This window comes from Chloroflexia bacterium SDU3-3 (assembly GCA_009268125.1).
Lineage (GTDB): Bacteria > Chloroflexota > Chloroflexia > Chloroflexales > Roseiflexaceae > SDU3-3.
Genome location: WBOU01000032.1, coordinates 1 through 20,766, shown reverse-complemented (window position 1 = coordinate 20,766; position 20,766 = coordinate 1). Strand labels below are relative to the sequence as shown.

The window sequence follows — 20,766 nt, the reverse complement described above, 5'->3', positions numbered from 1 at the left end:
GGTTGAGGCGGATTGCTTGCTGGGAGCGCAACTGGTGGTGTGCATAGTCTGGCACGCATGATTGCGGGTCTTGCCGCATCCTGACGCCCTGGCTAAGAAAGTGACACCATGTGAGGGGCCATGCCCTGACAGGGTATCACTTTATGCGCCTGCCTGTCACTGATGCGTCATCAGCTATGGTGGTATCGCGTGTTTGGTGGGCGGATGCCCTGCGCGGGCGGCGCCTAGGGGCCAGCCCCTAGGAACCCCGCGAGGGGGCGTTGCCCCCTTCGAAACCCCCAATTTGTAGCATTCCTATGCCGAAATCGGGCAGCTGGTGTTCGTGCATATGGCCATCAAAATACAAGCGGCACCTTCGCCGCATGGGCTGGGTGGGTAAGGCTGGACAATCCTGTTTGCCGTGCATGGCTTGGCACACCATCTCTCGTTATTTGCCGCATGTTGCATTCCGCTGCTGGCAGCAGGCGGCTGGTGTTGGCCAGTCTGTACGCGAAGCACCTTCGCCGCATGGGGCGGGCATGATCGCATATGCCCGCCCTAGCTTTTCCCGCGCTAGCCCGCGAAGCTGCGCTCGACGGCCTTGGGGTCTTGGCGCAGCCACTGGGCCACGCCCGCCGCCTGCTCGCCGGGGAACACATCCTCCTCGCCGCTGCGGATGGCCTGCAGCGTGGCCTCGGCCACATCGGCGGGGGCGATCTTGGCGGCTTGGATGCTGCGGATCATGTCGGTGTCTACAAAGCCGGGCATCACGCCCACCACCAGCGTGCCCTGGGCGCGCAGCTTGGCGCGGATGCTCTGGGTGAGCGAGAACGCGGCGGCCTTGGATGCTGAGTAGGAGGCCATCCCGGGCGCGGCCACCAGCGAGAGGATGGAGAGCACGTTCACCAGCGCTCCGCCGCCGTTTTTGGCCAGGGTGGGCGCGAAGGCGCGGGCCATGCGTAGCACGCCGAAGTAGTTCACCTCCAGCTCGCTGCGGGCCGCGCTCAGGTCGGCGGCGGCGAGGATGTCGGCGTTGTGGCCCACGCCTGCGTTGTTGATCAGCAGCGTCACGTCGCCCAGCGCCTGCGCGGCGGCCTGCACCGACTCGTCGCTGGCCACATCCAGGGCCACTGGTACCACGCGGGCATCTTGCGCAGCTAGCTCGGCGAGGGCCTGCGGGTTGCGGGCCGCCGCGTAGACCTTGGCCGCGCCTGCGGCCAGCAGCGCCTGCACGTAGGCCGCCCCGATGCCCCGGTTTGCCCCCGTCACCAGCGCTACGCTGCCCTCGATCTGCATGTTGGTTGCCATAGGAGTCTCCTTGGTGAGTTTGAAAGAGACCATTTGGTCTCAAAAGAGAACAAAAAAAGATGGCGGCTCATGTCGCCATGGAAAAAGCTAGATCGCCAAATGGCGCTGGACATAATCGACCATGTGGTCGACGGCGTATTGGGCATAGGCCAGATCGCCATGGCTCTTGGACATGAGGATGGCCCCTTCGAGCGTGGCCAGCATCACCGCCGCCACCGCGCGCGGCTCGGCGCTGGGGCGGATGCTGCCCTGGCGGATGCCCTCGGCCACGGCATGCTCGATCATGCCGCCCCAGTGGGATAGCACGGCCAGGGCGCGCTGGCAGAGCGCCATGTCGCTGTCGTCGGCCTCCACCAGGGTGTTCTGCACCGGGCAGCCGCCGGGCACGGGCGGGCGCTGGATCATGGCGTGGAAGGCATGGATGAAGGCCAGCAGCTGCTGGGGCGCGCTGGCGTGAGCGCGCATGGCCTGCTCCAGCGGCTGGGTGTACTGCTGCTGGGCGTAGTCAAACGCGGCGTGGGCCAGCGCATCCTTGCTGGTGAAGTGGCGGTAGATGCCGCCCTTCTGCAGGCCGGTGTGCTCCATCACATCCTGCATGGATGCGCCCGCGTAGCCGCGCTGGTTGAACAGCGCCGCCGCCCGCTGGATGATGATCTGCCGTGTCTGCTCGCCTTTGCTCATTGCTGCTACCTCTTAAAATGAGACCGAACGGTCTTGTATTGGAAGTATACACCGCTTTGTGGGAAATGCAAGCCCGAACTTCTTGCGCATAGGGTGATTCGCGGGGGCTGGCAGTACCCGAGATCGCGAGAGCTTTCACGTCTTTGTTCTTTTCTAGCTGCGCTACGCTATTTATTAAAATGAGTAAAAAAGCTGACTAGATTCTAAAAAATAAGCATTGCCAGCCTTCTGCCGATAGGTATACTACCATTGCTCACATAGGCAAACTGCTACAAACCGCTTCTGATCGTCAGATGACACCAAAGGGGGTGCCACATGAAAAGATTCATATGTGACGATTAACCCGCGATTATCACCCTTTTCTAATCGAATAGCATAACAATGGGCCTGGAAAAGCTATAAAGTGGCGATATCTCACTTTACTGCTCTAGGTGTGTTGAATTTTCATGAGGTACAGCTGCTGAAGCTGCTGCTTTATGACGCTATGTGCTTTCAATGGCTGTGCGAGCTGCGGGGAAGCTGCTCGGCTGATAAGACGACCCCCAAAGGAGGGAACCGCATGAGGAAGATGCTCTCGGCACTGGCGCTGTGGCTGTGCGCCCTGGTATGTGTGGTGGCGGCCACCCCGGCCTACGCGGCCACGCAGAACCCAGTCATCTGGGCCGATGTGCCCGATGTGGATGTCATCCGCGTGGGCAACAGCTACTACATGACCAGCACGACCATGCACTTTAATCCTGGCGTGCCGATCATGAAATCGACCGATCTGGTGAATTGGCAGATCGTCAACTATGTGTACGACACGCTCGATTCTGGCGACAAGGCCTCGCTGAACAATGGCCAGAACGAGTATGGCAAAGGCTCGTGGGCCAGCGCCATCCGCTACAAGAACGGGCGCTACTATGTGGTGTTTGGATCGTACACCACTGGGCGGTCCTACATCTTCCAGACCACGAATATCGAGACTGGGCCGTGGACCAAGTACACCCTGCCGGCTATGTACCACGACCCCTCGCTGCTGTTTGATGACAATGGGCGGGTGTTCCTGGTGTACGGCAGCAACGACATCCGCGTGATCGAGCTGAACGCCGACGCGACCGGGGTGAAGTCGGGTGGATTGAACCAGATCATCGTAGCGAATGCTGGTTCAGTCGCCGGATCAGGCGGCCTGGGTGCAGAAGGCGCGCACATCTACAAGATCAACGGCCAGTACTATATCTTTGTGATCTCGTGGCCCTCGGGTGGGATGCGCACCCAGTCGGTGTGGCGCTCCAGCAGCATCAACGGCAGCTACCAGGGCCAGGTCATCCTCAGGAACGCCGGTATCGCGCAGGGCGGTGTGGTGGACACGCCGGATGGCAAGTGGTACTCGGTGCTGTTCCAGGACTCGGGGGCGGTGGGCCGCATCCCGTACGTCATCCCAACGACGTGGAGCAACGGCTGGCCAGTGCTGGCCAACCCGACCGACACCGGCATCAGCGCGCCCGCCAGCCTGGCCTTTGTGGCCTCGGATGAGTTCTCGGGCGGCAGCAAGCTGGGCCTGACATGGCAGTGGAATCACAACCCCGACAACTCGCTCTGGTCGCTGGGGGCGCGCCCTGGCTACCTGCGGCTCACCAACGGCAGCGTCCGCAGCAGCATCCTGGATGCGAAGAACACGCTGACCCAGCGCACCTTCGGCCCCGACTCCTCGGCGATCATCGCCATGGAGACGGGCAATATGAAGAATGGCGATTACGCTGGCCTCTCGGCGTTCCAGTTCTACTATGGGCTGGTGGGCGTGCGCATGTCGGGCGGCACCAAGTCGATCGTGATGATGCGCGGCAGCACCAACAACCCCAACCAGGCCAGCACGCCGGTGCAGGTGGCCAGCGTGCCGCTGAACCAGAGCCGCGTGTACTTCAAGGTCTACACCGACTTCCGCAATCGGACAGACAAGGCCTCGTTCTACTATAGCCTGGATGGCAGCCAGTGGACGGCGATCGGCAGCACGCTGCAGATGGCCTACACGATGCCGCACTTTGTCGGCTACCGCTTCGCGATCTTCAGCTACGCCACATCGAGCACGGGCGGCTCGGTGGATGTCGACTTCTTCCGCGTCCAGGCGGGCAACCCGGCCACCACCACGGCGGTGCCTACCAGCACGCCCATCGTGCCCACCGCCACGCGCACGCCCACGGCGGTGCCGACAGCAGTGCCCGGCACGGCCACGCCCGTCGCACCCACGGCCACGCCCGCCGCACCTACGGCCACGCCCGCTGGCCCCACCAGCACGCCGGTGGCCAGCGCGGGCTGCCAGGTGACGTATGTGTTGAACCAGTGGGGCACGGGCTTCACCGCCGAGGTGACGGTGAAGAACACCAGCGCGAGTGCGATCAGCGGCTGGTCGCTGGCCTGGGCGTTTGGCGGCAACCAGCAGGTGACCAGCGCCTGGAACGCCACGGTGGCCCAGACCGGCGCGAGCGTGACGGCCAGCAACATGAGCTACAACGCCAGCATCCCGGCGGGCGGCAGCACCTCGTTCGGCTTCCAGGGCAGCTACAGCGGCACCAACAGCGTGCCCGCCAGCTTCAGCCTCAACGGCACTGCCTGCAGCATCGCGCCGTAGCCTTCCCCCTTGCCCTTTGGGCGCTCGTAGCGCAGCAGCATGCGCGAGCGCCCAAAGGGCTGGCGGCTGTCTGGTTGAAGGCGTTGGATGGATGCTCGTATTTGGAAAGGGGATATGCTATGCGCCCTCGGAAGATCTCGCGCCGCCGCTTTATGCGGCTTGCTGGCGCTACCCTTGGCGTCACCGCGGCGGCCCCGGCCTTGCCCGCCATGGCGCTCTCCGCCGCCCCGCGTGGGGCCAGCTATGGCGTGCAGCTCTCGCCGTTCTCGCTGGCCGATGTGTCGCTGGGCAGCAGCCTTTTCCGCGCCAACCGCGACCGCGCGCTCAGCTACCTGGCATTCATCAGCGCCGATCGGCTGCTGCACACCTTCCGCCTGAACTACGGCCTCGGCTCATCGGCGGCGGCCTGCGGCGGCTGGGAGGGCACCGCGTCGGGGCTGCGCGGCCACAGCATGGGGCATTTTCTGGTGGGGCTGTGCCAGGCCTACCTGAGCACCGGCGATGCCCAGTACAAGAGCAAGGCCGACTACCTGGTGGCCGAGCTGAAGAAGTGCCAGGATCGGGCCACGACGGTGGGCTTCACCGCCGGCTACCTGTCGGCCTTCCCCGAGTCGCATGTGCAGAACCTTGAGAACCTGACTGGCGCGGGCACCAACACCTGCTGGGCGCCGCTCTACTCCATCCACAAGACGATTGCGGGCCTGCTCGACTGCTATCAGCTGCTCGGCAACCAGACGGCCCTGACGATGGCGACCCGGATCGGCGACTGGATCTACGCGCGCCTGAGCCGCTACAGCCAGTCCCACCGCGAGAGCATGTGGAACTATATGCCCTGGAACGCGGGCGAGTACGGCGGCTTCAACGAGAGCATGGCCAAGCTCTACACCATCACCGGCAGCGCCAACCATCTGGCCGCTGCGAAGTTCTTCGACCACGCCCGCCTGTTCACGCCCTGCGCCAACAACCAGGATCAGCTGAGCGGGCTGCACGCCAACACCCAGATCCCCAAGATCATCGGCGCGCTGGAGATCTTCGAGGCCACCAACACTGCCTCCTACTACGCGATCGCGGTGAACTTCTGGAATATGGTGGTGGGCGCGCATAGCTACGCCAACCGTGGCAATAGCAAGGCCGAGTATTTCAAAGATCCGAATAGCATCGCCGGGCAGATGGGCGACGACACGACCGAGACCTGCAACACCTACAACATGCTCAAGCTGACCCGCCGCCTGTTTTTCCACGACCCGAGCCAAGCCAAGTATATGGACTACTACGAGCAGGCGCTGTACAACCATATTTTGGGCGTACAGAACCCCTCGGCCAGCCATGGCTTCAGCACCTACTTCACCCCGCTGCGCGCGGGCGGCATCCGCACCTACAGCAACGACTACGATAGCTTTACCTGCTGCCATAGCACCGGCAACACCGAGAGCCAGACCAAGTTCCAGGAGAGCATCTTTTTCTTCACGGGCGAGACGCTGTATGTGAACCTGTTTATCCCCGCCACGCTGAACTGGCGCGCGCGCGGCATCACGGTCACACAGGCCACCTCGTTCCCCGAGCAGAACACCACAACCCTAACGATTGGCGGCGCTGGCCACATCGCGCTGAAGGTGCGCGTGCCCTCGTGGGTGCAGCCGGGCTGGCAGCTGAAGCTGAACGGGGCGGTGCAGCCGATCGCGGCGACGCCTGGCAGCTATGTGACCCTGGATCGCACCTGGGCGAATGGCGATGTGGTCGAGATCACGATGCCGATGGCGCTGCGGCTTGAGGCCACGCCCGATAACGCCAGCCTGAAGGCACTGTTCTATGGGCCTATTCTGCTGGCCGGGGCGTATGGGTCGAACAACCTGTCGCAGACGCCGACGCTCGACGCCAGCTCGATCCGCACCACGGCCACGCCGCTACAGTTTACGGCCACGGCCAGTGGCGCCTCGGTTAGCCTGCTGCCCTTCTACAAGCTGCATGGCCAGCGCTATGTGGTCTACTGGTATGCCAGCGCGCTGCCCACCGCCACGGCGACAGCCGTCGCCACGCGCACAGCCGCGCCCGCCACGCCCACGGCCACCCCTGCTGCGCCCACGGCTACACCCGCCACGCCCACCGCCGCACCCACCGCCACGCCGGTGGCGGGGGCAGTTTACCAGGTGAGCTATGTGCTGAACCAGTGGGGCACGGGCTTCACCGCCGAGGTGACGGTGAAGAACGCCAGCGCGAATGCGATCAGCGGCTGGGCGCTGGCCTGGACGTTTGGCGGCAACCAGCAGGTGACCAGCGCTTGGAACGCTACGATCAGCCCTGCGAGCGGCAGTGTGGTGGCCAGCAATGTGAGCTACAACGCCAGCATCCCGGCGGGCGGCAGCGTCTCGTTCGGCTTCCAGGGCAGCTACAGCGGCACCAACAGCGTGCCCGCCAGCTTCACCCTCAATGGCCAGCCCTGCACTATCATAAATTAGTTGGGTATACAATATAAATGGGTATAAAATTTTATACCCATTTATATTGTGATATATCTATGCTATTTGCCGAGATAGTAAAATATCTGACTGAATGCTAAAAAATGATCATTGAACATTAAACCCATTTGTTTATAATCAAGGTATCTCATGGTAAAGAAATGGTATAGGCGAGAGATGCCTGTATAGCACCAAAGGAGGTGACCTATGATGAGAACTCCCCCGCTGTAGCTAAACCCTGCGTTCTCTCACACCAATCGTCTCATGTGCAACAGCATACGCGAGGCCTTCGGCATACCGCGAGGTGTGCCCAGCGCTCGCTTTGCATGAGGCCATCTGCGCGCTCATGTCAGCCGCCTGATCATCCAAGCGGAGATCAGGTGGGCATTGCCATGCCTCATGTGCCCGCTGCTGCGCTGGTTCATACGACCCACGGATGCCAAGATGACGTAGGAGCAACGATGATGAGATGGCTACGACTGCTGACCTTGACGCTGCTTGCCGCATTGGTATCGACAATGCTGATGGCGGGCACGGCCAGCGCCGCCTCGCTGGTGGAGGTGACGAACTTCGGAACCAACCCCACGGGTCTGAAGATGTACCTGTATGTGCCCAACAATGTGAAGCCTAACCCCGCTGTGCTGGTGGCCGTCCACCACTGCCAAGGCTCGGGGCCGTCGTTCTACACCAAGACGCAGTACGCCTCGCTGGCCGAGCGCTACGGCTTTATTGTGATCTACCCCTCGGCCACGCGTAGCGGCAGCTGCTTCGATGTCTCGTCGCCGCAGACCCTCAGGCACGACGGCGGCAGCGACTCGCAGGGCATTGTCTCGATGGTGAAGTATGTGCTGCAGCGCAACAGCGCCGATGCCAGCCGCGTGTATGTGACCGGCGAATCCTCGGGCGCGATGATGACCAACGTGCTGCTGGGCACCTACCCCGATGTGTTTAAGGCTGGCTCGGCGTTCAGCGGCGTGCCCTTCGGCTGCTTCGCCACCACCAACGGCTCGCTGTGGAACAGCGACTGCGCCAACGGCAGGATCATCAAGACGCCGCAGCAGTGGGGCGACCTGGTGCGGGCGGCCTACCCCGGCTACAGCGGCCCGCGCCCGCGCATGCAGCTCTGGCACGGCACAGTGGATGCCACGCTGTACTATCAGAACTTCACCGAGGAGATCAAGCAGTGGACCAATGTGCTAGGCGTGAGCCAGACGCCCGCCTACACCGATACGCCGCAGGCTAACCGCACCCGCACGCGCTACGGCGGCACCGGCACCCAGGTGGCGGTCGAGGCCAATAGCTTCGCTGGATCGGGCCATGGGCTGCCAAGCGGTCTGGAGCCGTATGTCATCCAGTTCTTTGGGCTAGATTCCACCACCACGCCCACCAGCACGCCGGTGCCACCCACCGCCACGCGCACGGCCACAGCGGTGCCCACGGCCACGCGCACCGCGGTGCCGGGCACCGCCACGCCGATAGTGCCCACCGCTACGCCCAGCGCGCCTACCGCCACGCCGGTGGCTCCCACCGCCACGCCGGTGGCGGGCGCGGGCTGCCAGGTGAGCTATGTGCTGAACCAGTGGGGCACGGGCTTCACCGCCGAGGTGACGGTGAAGAACACCAGCGCGAATGCGATCAACGGCTGGGCGCTGGCCTGGACGTTCGGCGGTAACCAGCAGGTGACCAATGCCTGGAACGCCATGATCAGCCCTGCGAGCGGCAGCGTGGTGGCGAGCAACGTGAGCTACAACGCCAGCATCCCGGCGGGCGGCAGCGTCTCGTTCGGCTTCCAGGGTAGCTACAGCGGCACCAACAGCGTGCCCGCCAGCTTCACGCTCAACGGCACTACCTGCAGCGGTTCCTAACCACCTGTTGTTTTCTGTCGCCTGCCCTTGGGGGCAGGCGACCTAGGGAGGAAGCTATGCAATCGTTACGGAAGCGCTTGGTATTAGCTGGGCTGACGGCCATCTTGGTCGGCTCGCCCTATCTCACCGCGCATGCGGCCACGGCCAATGCGCCCACCGGGCAGCGGCTGCGCAATCTGGCGGGCAACTTCCTGATCGGCTACGCGGCCATGAGCAATTTCAACACCGCCAGCGACTCGGCCAAGTACCAGGAGGTGGCGCGCACCGAGTTCAACTTTGTGACGCCCGAGAACGCCATGAAGTGGGACGCGACCGAGCCATCGCAGAACAACTTCACCTTTGGCGGGGCCGATCAGCTGGTGAACTTCGCCCAGGCGAACAACCAGAAGATCCACGGCCATACGCTGGTGTGGCACGCCCAGACGCCCGACTGGGTGACCTACGGCAACTGGAACAGCTCTACCCTGACCAACGTGATGTACAACCACATCGACAAGGTGATGAACCACTGGTCGGATGGCCAGATCTACGCCTGGGATGTGGTGAACGAGGCCTTCGAGTGGAACGGCACACGGCGGGCCAGCGTGTTCCAGAACGTGATCGGCAACTCGTACATCGAGCTGGCCTTCCGGCGGGCGCGAGCGGCCGACCCGGTGACCAAGCTGATCTACAACGACTACGGCATCGAGACCGTGAACAGCAAGTCGACGGGCGTGTACAACATGATCGCCGACTTCAAGAGCCGGGGCGTGCCGATCGACGGCGTGGGCCTGCAGATGCACCTGTCGGGCACCGGGATCGACTACAACAGCCTGGCGCAGAACATGCAGCGCTTCGCCAACATCGGCGTGGAGGTCTACATCACCGAGATGGATGTGGGTATCTCGTCGACCTCGTCGAGCAACCTGACGGCGCAGGCCAATGTGTACAGCAACGTGCTGGCGCGCTGCAAGGCCCAGCCGATGTGCAAGGCGCTGCAGGTCTGGGGCATCCCCGACAAGTACTCGTGGCGCACGGAGCACCCGCTGCTCTTCGACGACAACTACAACGCCAAGCCCGCCTACTATGCCATCCAGGCTGGGATAGGCAATGGCACCACGCCCACCAACACGGCGGTGCCCACGGCCACGCGCACGGCGGTGCCCACGGCCACGCGCACGGCGGTGCCCACGACCGTACCCGGTACGGCCACGCCGGTGGTTCCCACCAGCACGCCGGTGGCGGGCGCGGGCTGCCAGGTGAGCTATGTGCTGAACCAGTGGGGCACGGGCTTCACCGCCGAGGTGACGGTGAAGAACACCAGCACGAATGCGATCAACGGCTGGGCGCTGGCCTGGACGTTCGGCGGTAACCAGCAGGTGACCAATGCCTGGAACGCCACGATCAGCCCCGCGAGCGGCAGCGTGGTGGCCAGCAACGTGAGCTACAACGCCAGCATCCCGGCGGGCGGCAGCGTCTCGTTCGGCTTCCAGGGCAGCTACAGCGGCACCAACAGCGTGCCTGCCAGCTTCACGCTCAACGGCACCACCTGCAGCGGTTCCTAACCACATGTTGTTTTCTGTCGCCTGCCCTTGGGGGCAGGCGACCTAGGGAGGAAGCTATGCAATCGTTACGGAAGGGTTTGGTATTAGCTGGGCTGACGGCCATGCTGGTCGGCTCGCCCTATCTCACCGCGCATGCGGCCACATCCAGTGCCCCGACTGGGCAGCGGCTGCGCAATCTGGCGGGCAACTTCCTGATCGGCTACGCGGCCATGAGCAACTTCAACACGGCCAGCGACTCCGCGCAGTTTCAGGAGGTGGCGCGCACCGAGTTCAACTTTGTGACGCCCGAGAACGCCATGAAGTGGGATGCGACCGAGTCATCGCAGAACAACTTCAATTTTGGCGGGGCCGACACGCTGGTGAACTTCGCGCAGGCGAACAACCAGAAGGTGCACGGCCACACGCTGGTGTGGCACAACCAGCTGCCCAACTGGGTGGCTAACGGCAGCTGGAACAGCACCACGCTGACCAACGTGATGTACAACCACATCGACAAGGTGATGAACCACTGGTCGGATGGCCAGATCTACGCCTGGGATGTGGTGAATGAGGCCTTCGAGGAGAACGGGACGCGGCGCAGTAGCGTGTTCCAGCGGGTGATCGGCAACTCGTACATCGAGCTGGCGTTCCGGCGCGCGCGGGCCGCCGATCCGGTGACCAAGCTGATCTACAACGACTACAACATCGAGGCGATCAACAGCAAGTCGAACGCGACCTACAACATGATCGCCGACTTCAAGAATCGTGGCGTGCCGATCGACGGGGTGGGCTTCCAGATGCACCTCACGAACGGCGGGATCGACTACAACAGCCTGGCGCAGAACATGCAGCGCTTTGCCAATATCGGTGTGGATATCTATATCACCGAGATGGATGTGCGCTTGCCCACGCCAACCAACAGCAGCGAGCTGGCCAAGCAGGCCACCATCTACCAGGGCGTGCTGGATGTGTGCCTCAAGCAGCCGCGGTGCAAGGCCCTTCAGGTCTGGGGCATCAGCGACAGGCACTCGTGGGTGCCGGGCACCTTCCCTGGCACGGGCGACGCGCTGATCTTCGACAACAACTACAACCCCAAGCCCGCCTACTACTCCATCCAGTCGCGGCTGGCCAGCCTGGGCAACACGCCCACCAGCACGCCCATCGTGCCCACCGCTACGCGCACGCCCACCATGGTGCCGACGGCAGTGCCCGGCACGGCCACGCCTATCGTGCCTACGGCTACGCCCAGCGCACCTACCGCTACACCGGTGGTCCCCACCAGCACGCCGGTGGCGGGCGCGGGCTGCCAGGTGAGCTATGTGCTGAACCAGTGGGGCACGGGCTTCACCGCCGAGGTGACGGTGAAGAACACCAGCGCGAATGCGATCAACGGCTGGTCGTTGGCCTGGGCGTTCAGCGGCAACCAGCAGGTGACCAACGCCTGGAACGCCACGATCAGCCCGACCAGCGGCAGCGTGGTGGCGAGCAACGTGAGCTACAACGCTGGCATCCCGGCGGGCGGCAGCGTCTCGTTTGGCTTCCAGGGCAGCTACAGCGGCACCAACAGCGTGCCCGCCAGCTTCACGCTCAACGGCACCACCTGCAGCATCGCGCAGTAGCCTTCTTGTAGGCTATGGCATTGATCGGGCGGTCATGTAGCATCACGTTGCATGATCGCCCGATCTTCATTCGCGGCCCTGTTGGGGTTCTTAAAATGAGAGGATCTTGTATGTTCTCACGCATCCGCTCCTGGGCGGCGCTGCTCGCTGGGGCCTGCATGCTGGTGGTGATGGCGGTATCGCCCGCCACCTCGCATGCCGACAACCCGATCGTGCAGACGATCTACACCGCCGACCCTGCTCCGCTGGTCTACAACAATACGGTCTACCTCTACACCGGCCACGACGAGGATGGCTCGACCTACTTCACCATGAACGAGTGGCGGGTCTACTCGTCCGCCGATATGGTGAACTGGACTGACCACGGCGCGCCGCTGAGCTGGAAGACCTTCAGCTGGGCCACGGGCGACGCCTGGGCCAGCCAGGCGATCTATCGCAACGGCAAGTTCTACTGGTATGTGACGGTGACGAGTAAGGCGCTGAACCGGCCCGCCATCGGCGTGGCGGTCTCCACCAGCCCGACCGGGCCATTTACCGATGCGCTGGGCAAGCCGCTGGCCAGCACCAGCTGGGGCGATATCGACCCCACGGTGTTTATCGACACCGATGGCCAGGCGTATCTCTACTGGGGGAACCCCAACCTGTGGTATGTGAAGCTGAATCAGGACATGATCTCGTACCAGGGAAGCCCCGTTCAGGTGCCGCTCACCACCGCTGGCTTCGGCACCCGCACCGGCAACCCCGACCGCGCCACGCTGTACGAGGAGGGGCCGTGGTTCTATAAGCGCAACGGCCTCTACTACCTAGTGTTCGCCGCAGGTGGCATCCCCGAGTATATCGCCTACTCGACCAGCCCGAACCCCACCGGGCCATGGACCTACCGTGGCGTTATCATGCCGACCCAGGGCGGCAGCTTCACCAATCACCCAGGCGTGATCGACTTCAACGGCAGCTCGTACCTGTTCTACCATAACGGCAAGCTCCCCGGCGGCGGCGGCTACGCGCGCTCGGTCGCAGTGGAGAAGTTCACCTACAACGCCGATGGTAGCTTCCCAACGATTAATATGACCACCGCAGGCCCGCCCTCTATCGCCCCGCTCAACCCCTATGCCGTGGTGCAGGCCGAGACCATGGCCTGGTCGGTGGGTGTGGAAACCGAGGCATCAAGCGAGGGCGGCATGAATGTGGCCAATATCGAGAATGGCGACTATATCAAGGTGAAGGGTGTGAGCTTCGGCTCGGGTGCCGCCAGCTTCGATGCCCGGGTGGCGTCGGCTACCAGCGGCGGCACGATCGAGCTGCGCCTCGACGGCCCCACGGGCACGCTGGTGGGCAGCTGCGCGGTGCAGGGCACCGGCGGCTGGCAGACATGGACCACCAAGACATGCCCGGTGAGCGGCGCGACCGGCACCCACGACCTCTACCTGCGCTTCACGGGCGGCAGCGGCTTCCTGCTGAACATCAACTGGTGGCGCTTCAACGGCAGCGGAACGGCGACAGCCACCCCGGTACCGCCCACCGCCACGCGCACGCCCACCCCGGCGCTGCCCAGCGCTACGCCCGCTGGCCCCACCGCCACGCGCACGGCCACGCCCGCCGCGCCCACGGCCACGCCCGCTGGCCCCACCAGCACGCCCGTGGCTAGCGCGGGCTGCCAGGTGACGTATGTGCTGAACCAGTGGGGCACGGGCTTCACCGCCGAGGTGACGGTGAAGAACACCAGCGCGAGTGCGATCAGCGGCTGGTCGCTGGCCTGGGCGTTCGGCGGCAACCAGCAGGTGACCAATGCCTGGAACGCCACGGTGGCCCAGACTGGCGCAAGTGTGACGGCCAGCAACATGGGCTACAACGCTAGTATCCCGGCGGGCGGTAGCGCCTCGTTCGGCTTCCAGGGTAGCTACAGCGGCACCAACAGCGTGCCTGCCAGCTTCAGCCTCAATGGCACCGCCTGCAGCATCGCGCAATAGACGCGATGTGATTGTATCGGTCAGAAAGGGAATGACATGATCAGACGTCTCTGCAGCATAGGCCTCGTGGCGCTGGTCGCGCTGGCCTCGCTCGCGCCAGTCGCGCCGCTGGCCCCGCCCGCCCAGGCCGCCCCGCTGAGCTACCACACGGGCCTGAACGCCAAGCCCATGATGGGCTGGAGCAGCTGGAGCCTGCAGTCGCTAAGCACATCGACCGGCTACGGCATCCCCTGGCTCAACATCACCAACATCAAGCGCATGTCCGATCTGCTCAAGCAGAAGCTGGGGGCCTACGGCTACAACCAGATCAGCATCGACTCCGGCTGGTGGCAGACATCCGCCTGGCAGGGCGGGGCGATCGCGGGCGACCTGTACGATAGCTATGGCCGACCCCGCCCGGAGCCAAATAAGTTTCCCAACGGCGTCACCGAGGCGATCAACTACATCCACGCCAACGGCCAGAAGGCTGGCTTCTACTATGTGGTTGGCTTGCCCAAGGCGGTCTACAACGCGAACTATCCGATCATGGGCACAAACTGCCACGCCCGCGACATCGCGGTGCAGCCGCTGCGCAACACCAACGGCTGGCAGGATCACTGGGCGATCAACTACGCGAACCCCTGCGCACAGGCCTACATCAACTCGATCGCCAGCCTTTTTGCCTCGTGGCAGATCGACTACCTGAAGCTGGACGGCGTGACCAATGACAACATCGGCGATGTGCAGGCCTGGCACACGGCGATCGGTCAAAGCGGGCGCTCGTACCCGATGGGGCTGTCGTGGTGGCTGGATGTGCGGAACGCGGCCACCTGGAAGGCCAACGCCAGCCAGGCGCGCATCGATAATGATGTCGAGTGCTACTGTGGCACAAACCTAACCGTCTGGTCGAAGGCGCTTGACCGCTGGCAGCACGCCCCGCAGTGGGCCAGCTACGTCGACGCGACATGGAAGAACGACCTGGACTCGATGAACGTGGGGAACGGCACCACCGCGCCAGTGGATGGGATCACCCAGGATGAGCGGCGCAGCGTGATGACGCTGTGGGCTATCTCGGCGGCCCCCATGTACGTGGGCGACGATCTGAGCAAGCTCGACAGCTTCGGCCTCTCGCTGCTGACGAACACCGAGGTGATCGCCCAGAATCAGGCGGGCAAGCCAGCGCGGCCGGTCTCGCAGGCCAGCAGCCAGCAGGTCTGGTGGGTGCAGAATGCCGACGGCACACGCACGGTCGCGCTGTTTAACCTGGGCAGCGCGGCGGCCAACGTCACGGCCAATTTTGCCGACTTTGGGCTTAGCGGCAGCCAGCTGGTGCGCGATATGTGGAGCAAGACCGACCTGGGCACGGCGAACGGCAGCTGGAGCGCCCAGGTTCCATCACATGGGGTGCGCTTGATCAAGCTGGGCGCAGCGGCCTCGCCGACGGCCACGCCCGTGCCGCCCACGGCCACAGCCACGCGCACGGCGGTGCCGGGCACGGCCACGCCGATGGTGCCCACCGCTACGCCCGGCGCACCTACCGCCACGCCGGCGGCTCCCACCAGCACGCCGGTGGCCAGCGCGGGCTGCCAGGTGAGCTATGTGCTGAACCAGTGGGGCACAGGTTTCACCGCCGAGGTGACGGTGAAGAACACCAGCGCGAATGCGATCAACGGCTGGGCGCTGGCCTGGACGTTCGGCGGCAACCAGCAGGTGACCAACGCCTGGAATGCCACGATTAGCCCCGCGAGCGGCAGCGTGGTGGCCAGCAACATGAGCTACAACGCCAGCATCCCGGCGGGCGGCAGTGTCTCGTTCGGCTTCCAGGGCAGCTACAGCGGCACCAACACTGTGCCCGCCAGCTTCAGCCTGAACGGCACCGCCTGCTCCGTTTCGCCGTAGGCGTGTAGCGGGGGGCGGTTGTATGGCACACATCAGGGCCTGGCATAGTTGCCAGGCCCTGATGCTGCAAAATGGGATCTGCGGTGAGTGCCTCTAGCTGCGGGGCGCGCCGTTCAGCCTACCCGCCAGCTTCAGCCTGAACGGCCAGGTCTGCTCCGCTTCGCCGTAGGTGTGTGCGGGTCATTTGGTTGCGTAGCGCACATCAGGGCCTGGCATAGCTGCCAGGCCCTGATGCTGCAAAATGGGATCTGCGGTGAGTGCCTCTAGCTGCAGGGCGTGCCATTCAGCGTAAAGGCAGGGGTGGCATTGGTGCCGCTATAGGTGGCCTGGAACCCAAACGATGCGCTGCCCCCTGGGGCGATCGCCGCGTTGTAGCTCATGTTGCTGGCCACTACGCTGCCGCTGGTCGGGCTGATCGTGGCGTTCCACGCGCCGCTGATCTGCTGATCGCCCGAGAAGGTCCAAGCCAGCGCCCAGCCGTTGATCGCCGTACTGCCAGTGTTTTTGATCGTCACATCGGCGGTGAAGCCGGTGCCCCACTGGTTGACGGTGTAGGTTACCTGGCAGCCCGTGCCTGCCAGCGGCGTGCTGGTGGGGCCAGCGGGCGTGGCCGTGGGCGCGGCGGGCGTGGCCGTGGGCACCACCGGCGTGGCCGTGCCCGGCACTGCCGTGCGCGTGGCCGTGGGCACGGCCGTGGCGGTGCGTGTGGCCGTGGGTGGCACCGGCGTGGCCGTGGGCGCTGTCCCGCCCAGCGCGCCCACAAAGGTGGTGACGCTCTGCCCGTCGAGGCTGAGCGAGAAGCCGCCGTTTGAGGCGCTGATAGTGCCGTCGTTCTTCAGGCTCTTGCTGCCCGAGGTGGTGTACTTGGTCATCGATGCGACCGACCCGCCGTTGATGCCCAGGCTGAGCGTCTTGGCCGATGAGCTGCGGTTGACCACCACTGTCACCAGGTTCTGCCCGCTCTTGTAGGACGAGACGTAGACATCGCTGGTGGGGTTCTTGGTGGCATCCACGCGCACCGCCCCTGGCCGGATGAACTTCGAGAAGTGCGTCATGGCGTAGCCGCGCTTGCTGATCTGGCCGTTCTCTTTGAGCAGGCCGTAGGAGCGGCGGATGTACCACCACACGTAGGCGTTAAACTCGGCCTCGACCATCGAGTTGTGGATGTTGTAGGCCACGTCTAGCGCCAGCGGCCAGGCGTCGGCGTCGTTCTGGCTCTCGGTGTAGACCTCGGTCATCCACAGCTCTTTGCCCTGGCCCTTCTGCTTGAACAGCGGGTAGGGGAAGGCGCTGAGCTGTGTGCCGTAGAGATGCGCCCCCAGGATGTCCATGTTGGCCAGGGCCTGGCTGTCGTTCAGGATGGGGTCGGACATGGTCTTGCGATACTGGAACGACTCGGGGGCGATCACCCGTGTCTGAATGCTGCCTGCATTCGATCGCATGAAGTTCAGCATCTCCTGCGGGGTCCAGGCCGTCCACTCCGCAGCGTAGTCTGGCTCGTTCTGCACCGAGATCGCGTACAGATCGACGCCATTCTGCTTCATGTAGCTCACGAACGAGTTGAGGTGGTTGGCGTAGGCGGCGTACTGGTTATAGCGCAGCCGCTTCTGGCCATTCACCACCTCGGTCATGCTGCTGGGCGGGTTCCAGGGCGACGCGAACACGGTGGCCCCCAGCTCGCCAGCGCGCTTGGCCGTGGCCAGCTCGCGGCTCCAGTTGCTGCTGTTCTCATCCACGTGGATGCGCAGGATGGAAAGCCCCATCTGCCCGTCGCCGTTGCCAAAGGCAGTGGTGCGCTGGCTGTCGGTCAGGTCGCTGATCCAGAGCGGGTGGTTCATGCCGCCGAAGCCCCGGATGCTCTGCTTGGTGCTATTCAGGTCGATGGTGATATCGCTAGCCGCGTGCACGGGCGTGGCCGGATGCACGACCGAGAGCGTCGTCGCAATGACCGCCATGGTCAGAAGCAGCGCTGCGATCTTCTTTTGGCCCATTGGTCTTCTCCTTGAGGTGGAATGATAGCGATGTTCTGCCAGCACCATGGATGTATTTCATCATGGTGCTGGCAGCTGGTTTGTTGCGTTGAGCTAGAACTGTGTGAAGAATGCCCAGGTCACGCCGGGTGCCCAAGTGTTGCCGCCCTGGCCGGTTGAGCCATCCACGGGGGCCGGGATATGGTCGCCGTCGAATGCGCACCACTGCACCGGGTAGCGCGCCTGCCCGCCGGTGTAGGTGGTGCAGATGTGGGTTCGGCTATTCAGCGCTGGCTCGCGCGGGCTTTGCAGGGCGTAGCCGTTGTTCTGCACGAAGCGGTCGCGCATCGCGCGTCCGCCCGAGATGTTCAGCACCGAGTCGTGGGTGCCGTGGATGCCCAGGTAGGCCACCGGCGAGGTGCCGCCGCTGCAGCCGCTCAGCACGCCGCCAGAGATGACGGCCACCGCGCGGAAGACCGTCGGGCGTGCGCAGGCCACCGAGTACGACATCGCGCCGCCGTAGCTGAAGCCGGTGGCGAAGACACGGCTCTCGTCGACGCACAGGTTGCCCTTCACCTGGGCCAGGAACGCGTCGGTGAAGTTGAGATCGCGGTTGTTGGTGTTGGCCCAGCCATTGTCGATCCCCTGCGGGGCGATGAAGATCGTGCTGTTGTTCGAGAGCCGCAGCAGCCCGTAGTAGGCCCATACGTCGCGCTGCACGGTCTGGCCGGTGGCCACGTCGGTGGCGGTGCCGTTCAGCCAGTGGTAGCCCACCACCAGTCGGTAGGGGTGCCGGTTGTCATAATTGCTCGGCACGTTGAGGATGTAGCTGCGGTTGACGCCGCCGCTCTGGATGGTGTGCGTGCCGTTCTGGAGCGTGCGGGTCTGGCCGCATCCCGCGCTGGGGCGGGTGTCGGGTGTGCCTGGGGTGGCGGTGGGCGGCACGCTGGTGGGCGGTATAGCGGTGGGCGTGGCTAGTGGTGTCGAGGTCGGGGTGCTGCCGATCGGCGTGGCCGTGGGCATGGCGGGCGTGCTGGTTGGCACTGCGGTGGGGTTCTGCCCGCTGCTGCCTGCGGCCTCGAAGTGGCTCCATGCGTAGCTGCCGCTATAGCTCACATACCAGTAGCCGTTGATCTTGGCCGGCAGCTGGCTGGGTGTGGCGTATATGTTGGCGAAGCTCACGCCGTTGATCGTCAGGCTATTGAGGTTCCACGAGTTGATGTACGCGCCCAGGTCGCTGGCCTGCCAGCAGAAGGTGCCAGCGCCATCATACGAAAATGGGGCTGAGATCGTTTGGGTTGGGCTGCAGGTGCTGGTCTGGGCGAGCGCTGGCGGCTGGTAGATTCCTAGGACGCAGAGGCTGAGGATCAGCGCGAGCATTCCGCGCAGCGCGATCCACCGGTGGCTGTTGGGCATTGCTTTCCTCCATTGTGATTATGCTTCATTGACATGATGAATGGCGAAATTAGGGCAGATGCCGTTCCTGTGAGATGAACCTATGAGCGAGGCTTAGAGAGGAAGTGATCTGTTAATGCGTTTTGTGTGCACTTTTTACTGTATACAATATAATAGAGATTAAGAATATAAATTATAGTAGGTGATTGTTTTTTTGATAAAATAATGTAATGAAATATATTCGGAAAGAATATTATCCATGTGAACATAAGTATAATACACTATACGTATTGCGATTTTTTGATCTGTATATTAAAGAATGCACAGCATAGCGATTATAGTAGATCACCTGCTGATTCACAATGCACATTCTTTGGGAAAATGTTAGATTTTTTAAGGAAATATAAATAATTTGGGTGTGAAGTGGATTGTATTAAATCGGGTATGTCGTGTTTTATCGTGCTAGGCATTTATTGGCCGTGTTTCTGTTGCCTATCCAAGCTCCCACCGTTCGTAACTGCGACCGTACAAAAGGTTCATCCACAAAAATGGGCGAGGTATCCGTTTATGAAATACCTATGTATTGTGTGGGTGGCATTTTTTGCCGGGCCTATGGGGATGTGCGTGGTACCTTATGTGGTATTACACTATGCTCATCAGCGGCTTGTAGGATGGAGCGGCGGGCTTTTCTGTGTGGCTAGATAAGGCGTTGTAATACTATATCCCTAGGATGATATGGAAGTCAGTGCCTTACAGTTACCCTTTTTGAGAGTCTAGACAGAGCTTTGCCTGCTGTTATATACTAGCCCGACTGCCCGTTAAAAATGGCTGCCAAGAAGTGGAGCGGTTATGCCTCGACGAAATCGGAATGATGACGCCCTCGTGAATGCCGAACCGGTGCGCGTCGAGGCAAATCCCTTCGCCGAGGCCCCCGCATCCGCCCTGGCCGACCGCCCGTTCGCCCCGCCCGCGCAGGAGAGTGCGCCGCAGCAGGCGGTGCCGGAGGCGTTCTCGTTTGGCGACATCCCGCTGACCGCTGAGGCCGCCGCCGCGCGTGGCAGCCGCCCGCCTAGCGCGCGGACAAGCCCGCGCAGCACGCCCAGCGCCACGCCGACCGCGCCCGATGCGCCCGTGGGCGGCGCACCCCGCAGCTTCTCGTTTGGCAGCGTGCCCCTCACCGCCCCCGGCAGCGCGCCGATTGTCCAGCCCTCGCTGCGGATCAACGCGCCAGGCGACCGCTACGAGCAGGAGGCCGACGCCGTGGCGGAGCAGGTGATGCGCGCCCCCGCCGCGGGCGCCCCCACCGCGCCCGCCCCCACCGCCGTGGACAGCGGCGGCGCGGGTATCGCCACCACCCCCGAGGTCGAGCAGCAGATCGGCCAGCTGCGCGGCGGCGGCAGCCCGCTGCCCACCGGTGACCGCGCCTTCTTCGAGGAGCGCATGGGCGCGGACTTCAGCCAGGTGCGCATCCACACCGGCGACCAGGCCGCCAGCACGGCGCGGCAGATCAACGCCCG

At 63.5% G+C, this 20,766-nt stretch carries 12 protein-coding genes; 8 read left to right on the top strand and 4 right to left on the bottom strand.

All coding sequences use genetic code 11. The features are described from left to right. Positions 1-552: 552 nt before the first annotated feature. The gene (locus F8S13_27155; protein ID KAB8139703.1) at positions 553-1,275 is read right to left on the bottom strand and encodes an SDR family NAD(P)-dependent oxidoreductase; all 723 of its coding nucleotides are present in this window, start codon (positions 1,273-1,275) and stop codon (positions 553-555) included. 99 nt (positions 1,276-1,374) lie between these two features. Then, positions 1,375-1,968 (bottom strand): TetR/AcrR family transcriptional regulator, encoded by a 594-nt coding sequence (locus F8S13_27150; protein KAB8139700.1) that lies wholly within the window; start codon positions 1,966-1,968, stop codon positions 1,375-1,377. Between the two features lie 559 nt (positions 1,969-2,527). Here F8S13_27150 and F8S13_27145 point away from each other — a divergent pair. The 7 genes from F8S13_27145 to F8S13_27115 all read left to right on the top strand — a co-directional run bounded on the left by F8S13_27145 (position 2,528) and on the right by F8S13_27115 (position 15,884). Further along, complete coding sequence (locus tag F8S13_27145) at positions 2,528-4,576, top strand: family 43 glycosylhydrolase (GenBank protein ID KAB8139699.1); 2,049 nt, start codon at positions 2,528-2,530, stop codon at positions 4,574-4,576. A gap of 119 nt (positions 4,577-4,695) precedes the next feature. Then, positions 4,696-7,032 carry a hypothetical protein gene (locus F8S13_27140; protein KAB8139698.1) on the top strand — a complete coding sequence of 779 codons (2,337 nt, stop codon included), beginning with the start codon at positions 4,696-4,698 and terminating at the stop codon, positions 7,030-7,032. Positions 7,033-7,493: 461 nt separating this feature from the next. Then, on the top strand, positions 7,494-8,897 hold the full coding sequence (locus tag F8S13_27135) for a PHB depolymerase family esterase (protein ID KAB8139697.1): 1,404 nt from the start codon (positions 7,494-7,496) through the stop codon (positions 8,895-8,897). 56 nt (positions 8,898-8,953) lie between these two features. After that, a complete protein-coding gene (locus tag F8S13_27130) occupies positions 8,954-10,441 on the top strand; it encodes an endo-1,4-beta-xylanase (protein KAB8139696.1) in 1,488 nt (495 codons plus the stop codon). Positions 10,442-10,497: 56 nt separating this feature from the next. Beyond that, positions 10,498-12,039, top strand: a complete 1,542-nt coding sequence (locus F8S13_27125) for an endo-1,4-beta-xylanase (GenBank protein KAB8139695.1) — start codon at positions 10,498-10,500, stop codon at positions 12,037-12,039. A gap of 95 nt (positions 12,040-12,134) precedes the next feature. Then, entirely contained in the window at positions 12,135-14,006 is a 1,872-nt protein-coding gene (locus tag F8S13_27120; GenBank protein KAB8139694.1) for a family 43 glycosylhydrolase, read from the top strand. A gap of 36 nt (positions 14,007-14,042) precedes the next feature. Further along, entirely contained in the window at positions 14,043-15,884 is a 1,842-nt protein-coding gene (locus F8S13_27115) for a carbohydrate-binding protein (GenBank protein KAB8139693.1), read from the top strand. 263 nt (positions 15,885-16,147) lie between these two features. On the opposite strand, the gene F8S13_27110 is transcribed toward F8S13_27115, so the two are convergent. Together F8S13_27110 and F8S13_27105 are read right to left on the bottom strand one after the other, a co-directional pair. Then, a complete protein-coding gene (locus tag F8S13_27110; GenBank protein ID KAB8139702.1) occupies positions 16,148-17,839 on the bottom strand; it encodes a cellulose-binding protein in 1,692 nt (563 codons plus the stop codon). 129 nt (positions 17,840-17,968) lie between these two features. After that, on the bottom strand, positions 17,969-18,859 hold the full coding sequence (locus tag F8S13_27105) for a prolyl oligopeptidase family serine peptidase (GenBank protein ID KAB8139701.1): 891 nt from the start codon (positions 18,857-18,859) through the stop codon (positions 17,969-17,971). Between the two features lie 1,239 nt (positions 18,860-20,098). Between F8S13_27105 and F8S13_27100 the strand changes: the two genes are divergently transcribed. Then, on the top strand, positions 20,099-20,766 hold a 668-nt coding region (locus F8S13_27100; GenBank protein KAB8139692.1), incomplete at its 3' end, for a DUF4157 domain-containing protein.